1 protein-coding gene is annotated in these 6,623 nt (G+C 54.9%); it reads right to left on the bottom strand.

Going from position 1 to position 6,623, the window contains the following annotated elements:
- Positions 1-6,189, bottom strand: a 6,189-nt coding sequence (locus DC28_RS04510; protein WP_037546391.1) for a beta strand repeat-containing protein, incomplete at its 3' end; no start/stop codon positions are given.
- Positions 6,190-6,623 lie beyond the last annotated feature (434 nt).

The raw sequence follows: 6,623 nt of genomic DNA, 5'->3' as shown, positions 1-6,623 counted from the left end.
CCAGCTGGTGGTTCCCGTAGCCGCCTGCCAGGTGCCGTCCAGGCCGTCGGTGGTGTCCAGGCTGTATTCCACACTGGCTATCCCCGAGCCTGACTCGGTTACCGTCCCGCTGACGGTGTAGGTCGCGCCGTTCACCTGGGTCGAGCCGTCTCCGTTCAGGTTATTCACTGCTACCACCGGATCGGCGGTGTCCACCACCACCGTCCGGGTGACGGTATGGGTCCTCCCCACATTATCGCTTCCGGTTATCGCGATGCTGTAGCTGCCGTCCCCGTCATCGATGGGCACAGCCTGGCTCCAACTGCCGTCTCCACTCGTGTAATTAAAGGCTCCCAGGGCGATATCATCGGTGTTCGGCCCGTCCACGGTTATGGCAATGGGACTTCCCGCCAACTGCAGGCTGTCGGTCACCGTTCCGTTTACGGTAAACCCGGCGTTCTTATACACCGTACCGTCATACTCTGCATCTACCGTTACTACCGGATCAGCCCGGTCCACGGTAAAGCTCCGGCTTCCCACCGGACTTACATTCCCCGCCCGGTCAATAGCCCGGACGTACAGGGTCCGGTTCCCCTGGCCAAGGCGGTGGTTCACGTTCGCTGCGCTCATACTGATGTCCACGGTCCTGAACCAACTGCTGGTTCCGCTCGCTGGACTCCAGTTGCTCTGATCAAAGCTGTATTCAACGGTCTGCAGACCGCTGCCGCCGTCAGCTGCCGTACCGCTGGATACCAGCTCGTTCACCTGGTAGGCACCGGCAAAGGCGTCAATCACCGGGGTATCAGGATCGGTTTCGTCGATCAGGAAGGTCCGGGTTTCGCTTTTTGTACGCCCGGCCACATCGGTAGCCGTAATGGTGTACACCCAGGTCCCGTCATCGCTGCCGTCATCCGGCAGGACTACCGTATAGCTGTAGCTGCCGCCGTCCGCGGCTATCTGGGCTGCACTCCGGCTGTATACCTGGGATGACGCACCGCCGTCCTTGGAGGCGGTTATAACCAGGGCTCCGGTGTCCTTCAGGGCGTTGGAATCGCTCACATCTCCGGTAAAGGTAAAGTCCCCGTTGGTTATTTCTTGGGCCGCACTGTAATTGTCCTCGCTTAGGGAGGGATCGGCGGTATCGTAATAGAAGTCGACCTGCTGGCTGGATTCGGGGTTAAGTCCGTCGGTGGCCCGGACGTACAGGGTCCGGTTCCCTTCTCCGCCGGTACTGAAGTCCACACCGGTTACGCTCCAGTTGAACCCTGACAGGGGTATGGTGGTCCAGGTGGCATTGTCGGTGGAGTATTCCAGACTGGTTACACCCTTGCCGCCGTTGTCGGTTACCTGACCGCGGATGGTGTAGCTTCCCGAGTCGATGAATTCCCCATCCACCGGGGCTGTTAGGGTCAAATCGGGTGATTCGGTGTCAATGACGATGTTCCGGGTGATGCTGGATGTTTTTCCTACCTCATCGGTGGCCAGAATGGTCACCTCGTAGGCTCCATCTCCGGCGGATACCGGCAGGGTTGTACTCCAGGTTCCGTCATCAGTGGTGTCGTTCAGCAGTTCTACTGAAGCTCCGCCGTCCTTGGAATAGGTAACAACCACGCTCTCCAGACTATTGGTGTCGTTGGCTGTACCACTAAGGGTCAGATCAGCGTTTCGGTAGGCTATAGCTGATCCGGTAATTCCGGAACCTGTCTCGGTCAGGCTGGGAGCAGCCTGGTCAATATCAAACTCTACCGAGACCACATCTTCATCGGCGGTTATATTTCCGGCCTTATCTTCAGCCTTTACATGGAGATACCAGGTTCCTTCGGCACGGCCGCCATCGGCGCCCAAACCGTCGGTATCAAGGTCTTCAGTGAAGCTCCACGTGCCGCTGGTAGCTATTTCAGTATAACCGGCTGTACCGGTGGGGGCGGAAGAAGCCCCGGAAATAAGGTAGTAAATTTTCTCGAGTCCTACCCCGCTATCAGAAGCAGAACCCCGGAAGGTATAGGCGCTGCCGGCCAGGGCGTTCGCCCCGGTTTGGCCGCTGGACGGGGCTGTTATCTCAAGAGTTTCCGGGGCTGTACGGTCTATTACTACGGTAATTGTCCGGGTATCACTCCCCCGGCCTGCCAGGTCTTCGGTCCGAATGGTGTATACGTATTCGCCATCCTGTACCAACTGGCTTCCGATATCTGCGGGATCCCGGGGTAAGTTAGAAAGTTCCCAGGTGAGGTTTGTGTCTGTACCCGTGGTAGAGGGCAGACCTGTGTCGATGGTCACCACACCGCCACCGTCCTTTTCTTGGGTAATATGCCACTGGTCAACAGCTGCAACACCGTAATTATCCTGGGTAGATCCGGTCAGGCTGAAGGCTCCGCCTTCCTGGCGGTCCGCGCTGCCGTCCACCGTGAGGCTCGGTTTTGCTGTGTCATAGATGAATTCCTGGGTAACAGCGTTCCAAGGACTGAGATTTCCTGCGTTGTCCAGAACCTGTACATAGAGGGTCTTCGGTCCTTCATCCGAAAGGTAGTTTGAGAGAGTCACATTGGCAGACCAGCTGGAGGTTCCTCCCACAAGTATTGAATCCGATCCGTCGGCATTGAAGGATATTCGAACTTCATCTACACCGCTTCCTCCGCCATCCGAGGCGGTACCGGCAACGGTATATGTCGGGCCGTTTACTATCTCGGAAGCACCGGGTGCTGTAATAGAGGGAACGGCCGGTGTGGAATCCAACCGGACCGTCCGGGTTAGGCTGCGGGTACGGCCGGCAGAATCTTCAGCAGTTATGGTGAAAACCCACAATCCGTCGTTTCCAGCAGCCGGAAGGGTATACTCCCAATTTTCCGGACTGTCGGTATCGGTAGGGAGTACTCCCTGATCTGTCCCGTCTTTTTCGGCGGAAATAGTGACGCTGGCAAGGCCGAGGGTGTCGCTTGCGGTTCCACCCAGGGTGACTCCGTCATTCCGGAGTACAATATCGGTGGTGTTCACCGAGGTTTCCGCCAGATTCGGCAGGGCTGTGTCTACATCTATACCGGTCACCGTGGTTACATTGGTATTCCCGACATTATCGGTTGCTCGGATGTACAGGATTTGATCAAGCCCCTCATCAAAGGGAATCGACCCGGAGAAGGTCGAAGATCCCGAGGTTAGTTCGGCATAGGTCGCATCATCCAGGCTGTATTCTACCTTGGCCTGACCGCCGGTGGTTCCGCTGCCGCCGTTGTCCGTCCAGGTTCCGTTCAGGGTAAAGGGTGAGGTGGTGATCAATTGGTCGTCTACGAGATTCGAGAGGGCGACTACCGGAGCCGAGGCATCAAAGCGGACGCTGAAACTGCGGGAGGAGGTCTTATTATAGGTATCCGTTGCCCGGATAATGATTGCCTTCAGTCCGTCGTTGCTGCCGTCACCGCTGATGAGTACGGTCTGCTCAAATTCGACGGGAGTATCATTGGTGCTTGCACCTTCGGCAGGTGAATCCCCAAGGGTGATGAAGCTCACCCCGCCGTCCATACTGATTTCCAGGGATTTAATTCCATTCGCATCGGTACTGGAGCCGGTAATGGTGAAGTCTTCGAGTAAGGCAGAACCGGCGTTCCAATCCCCGAAGGCCACCCCTGCAATGGTATCCACTGCTAGGGTAGGCGGATTGAGATCCAACCCGAAGGTAATAGGATCGAGAAGCCGGGTATTTCCCGCCTTATCCCGGGAACGGAAGCGAATCTGCTGGGCTGAGCCTTCGGAAAGTCCGCTTACCTCGTGGTTCCAACTCTGGCCCAGGGTATCCACGGGACTCCAGGTGTCCCAAGCCGGGCCGTCATTCAGACTGTATTCAATGGTGTCCAGACCGCTCGGATCGGATGCCGTACCGGTGATGGTATACTGGGGACTGCTGATGGATGCGCCGTCTTCCAGATTCACTACGTTCATTTCCGGCTCAAGGGTATCGTAGGTGAAGGACACTTCCTGGGTTTTGGTAATCCCGGCCCCGTCAACAGTTTGGAGTGTCAGGGTATTGAGTCCTTGGGCTGATGGATTGAGGGTAACCTGCCAGTTCCGGGAGGTATCGCCGGATGATCCATCCAGAACCACCGTGCCAGCCCCGGCGCCGGAAGCAGTAACCCCGGCTATCCCGTTCGAATCGGTCACGCTTCCAGAGACAACAACCTCCGCCGTATTGCGGTAAGAGGTAACGCCCCAGGTTCCGGCTACGGAAAACACCGGAGCACTCAAGCTGACAGAAAAGTCTAGTTCATCAAAGGCTTCGTTACCCACATTGTCGGAAATCCTGATGTAGAGGGTATTATTAAGACTATCTTGAAGTCCGGTCAGGGTAATCTCGCCGATTTCACCAAATCGTTCGGCCGTTGTCCAGGAATCGCTCTCTGACAACCGGTACTCATAGGCCTTCACCCGGCTCCCGGCGCCGTCACTGGCCACCAGGGTCAGGGTATGCTCTTCGCTGGTTATAACACCGCCGTCGGTCAATCCGGTGTATACCGGAGCCTGGGGTGCATCGTTATCGATTAAGAGGGAGATTTCCCGGGATTTTGTGCCCTCTACCCCCTCTTCGGCGCCATCACCGCCGCCGATTTTTGCGAAAATGCTGAATTTGTACTCACCATCGGTATATTCGGTGGAATCAACGGTGAAACTCCAGTTCGGATCATCCTCCCCGGTCAGGGGCTGGGTAGTTGCCGAATCTATAAGAACCAAATTTCCGCTTCCCAGACCGCCACGGTAGAGTTCCACCACCGGATCTGCATCGGGATGGGTAGCCTGTCCGGAGAATACAATATCACCCTTCCCCGAACCGCCTTCAGGCGTCTGAATGATGAGCTCTGGATCTCCGCGCCAGAGCAGGATATCGTAGCGCTGCAACCGCTGCACCCCGCCGTTGTCCCGGCTTAGGACGTACAGCCATTTTGTGCCTCCGATATCTCCGGGAATGCTATAGTCCAAGGAATAGGGAGAGGCATTCAAAGAATTGGGGGTCAGGCTTATCCAGCCCTCGGCAACCAGCTGATCACGGGTTTTATCGGCTTCAGGATCATCCGAAGGATCATACACCGCGGTTTCAGGATCTACGATGCGGAGCAGGGGAAATCCCGGGGCTAATAAATCGTCGTCCCTGGCTTCGATGGACAGGGAACCGCCTGCGGGTATCCGGTAGGGAAGATCCTCCTCATTCCGGACCGCATTGATATTTGCCCTGCCGTCCTCAGCACTATGCCCAAGGGTACCGATCCGGACCCAGGGAATGTCCAGGTATTCGTTGAATACTAAATTCAGCCGCTTGGCTGAGGAATTCTCTCGTTTTGCCGGGGTAGTGGAAGCATCTGCAATCCGTGAACGCAACGAACTGAGATTGCCCGGTTCGATTCCCACCTTGGTAATATCATCTATATGATAAAAATACGAACTCGTATTACCCGCCGGATCGCCGGAGAGTACAAAAATGGAGAAGGTAAACCCGTTGGGATAGTCCTCGGGATCATAATCTGCTGGGTAAAAATCTGCAGAGGCAAAATTAAAAATCCAGTTGGTTCCGGCACTGTAGTTCACTATGCTTGGGTTGCCACCAATGGATTCCACGGCATATTCGGTACCGCCTATGGAAGAATGCCGGTCCTTGGATACGAGGTTATTACCGTCGCCGTCGTATACCTGGATGGCTATAAATGCCGGGGTGTATGCATCGTTTATTTGGATTTCCAGTTCTTCGGAAATATTGAAGCCCTCAGCCGCGGCGATATTCCGGGGTGTAGCCAGATACACCAGGGGGGCTGAGTTATCCACATCAAAGCGCAGTTCATCGGTTTTTTTTGCTCTGCCTGCGGTGTCTACCGCTTGAAAGGTAAGATAGAGCGGTCCATCATTTCTACGGGTCGTATCAATGGTGTAGGTCCAGGTATAAGAATCTCCATCCTTGGTAACGGTAACATTTTCATCACTGAAACTTCCGCTCCGGTCCAATGCTACCTGAACGGTCATAATCTCACGGTCGTCAGCAGCAACCCCTGAAAGCTTGGCGGTAGCTTTCAGAAAGTCTCCTGGCTGGTGGCTGGTAAGGGAGATGGTGGGGGCAGCAACATCGACCTTTTCACCAAGACCGATCTCGCATCCCGAGAGAACTACTACTGCAATGCCTATTGCCAGCATTGCCTTGCCTACCCACTGGGGGGTTTTCTTTGTTCGTGTGTCCGCCATATGCACCTTCCTCGTTTCTCTCAACACCATCTATATACCACCGGGTGGGAATCCCGGATGCCCGCCAATTACGGTCGGTACCGGTGATCACCAGGCGTTTACCGCCGGGCGAAGACACCGAAATCAGCATCCTTTGGAATCTGTTTTTCCAAAGCTGCTGTACCGCATTATGTTTTTACCTACTTTTTTACCTGATTTTTAGATACAATCATGCATGCAAGAATCGTGCCAAACGACCATGTATTACGGAGATGGTTTTTAATGGTTATGGTATAGACAGATAGGATTCTGGCGGTTCGGCGTGAAGATGAACTTCGCAGAAATGTGGGCTATGCAAATCGGCTGTTTATTCATTTTGCATAGGCTATTATGTAAATTGAATATAGTGCGCAAAACCCTGTAACTTTTTACAAACCTCCCCCCACCCTTGAAGC

This window comes from Spirochaeta lutea (assembly GCF_000758165.1).
Classification (GTDB): domain Bacteria; phylum Spirochaetota; class Spirochaetia; order DSM-27196; family Salinispiraceae; genus Spirochaeta_D; species Spirochaeta_D lutea.
This window is presented reverse-complemented; position numbering and strand designations above follow the sequence as displayed.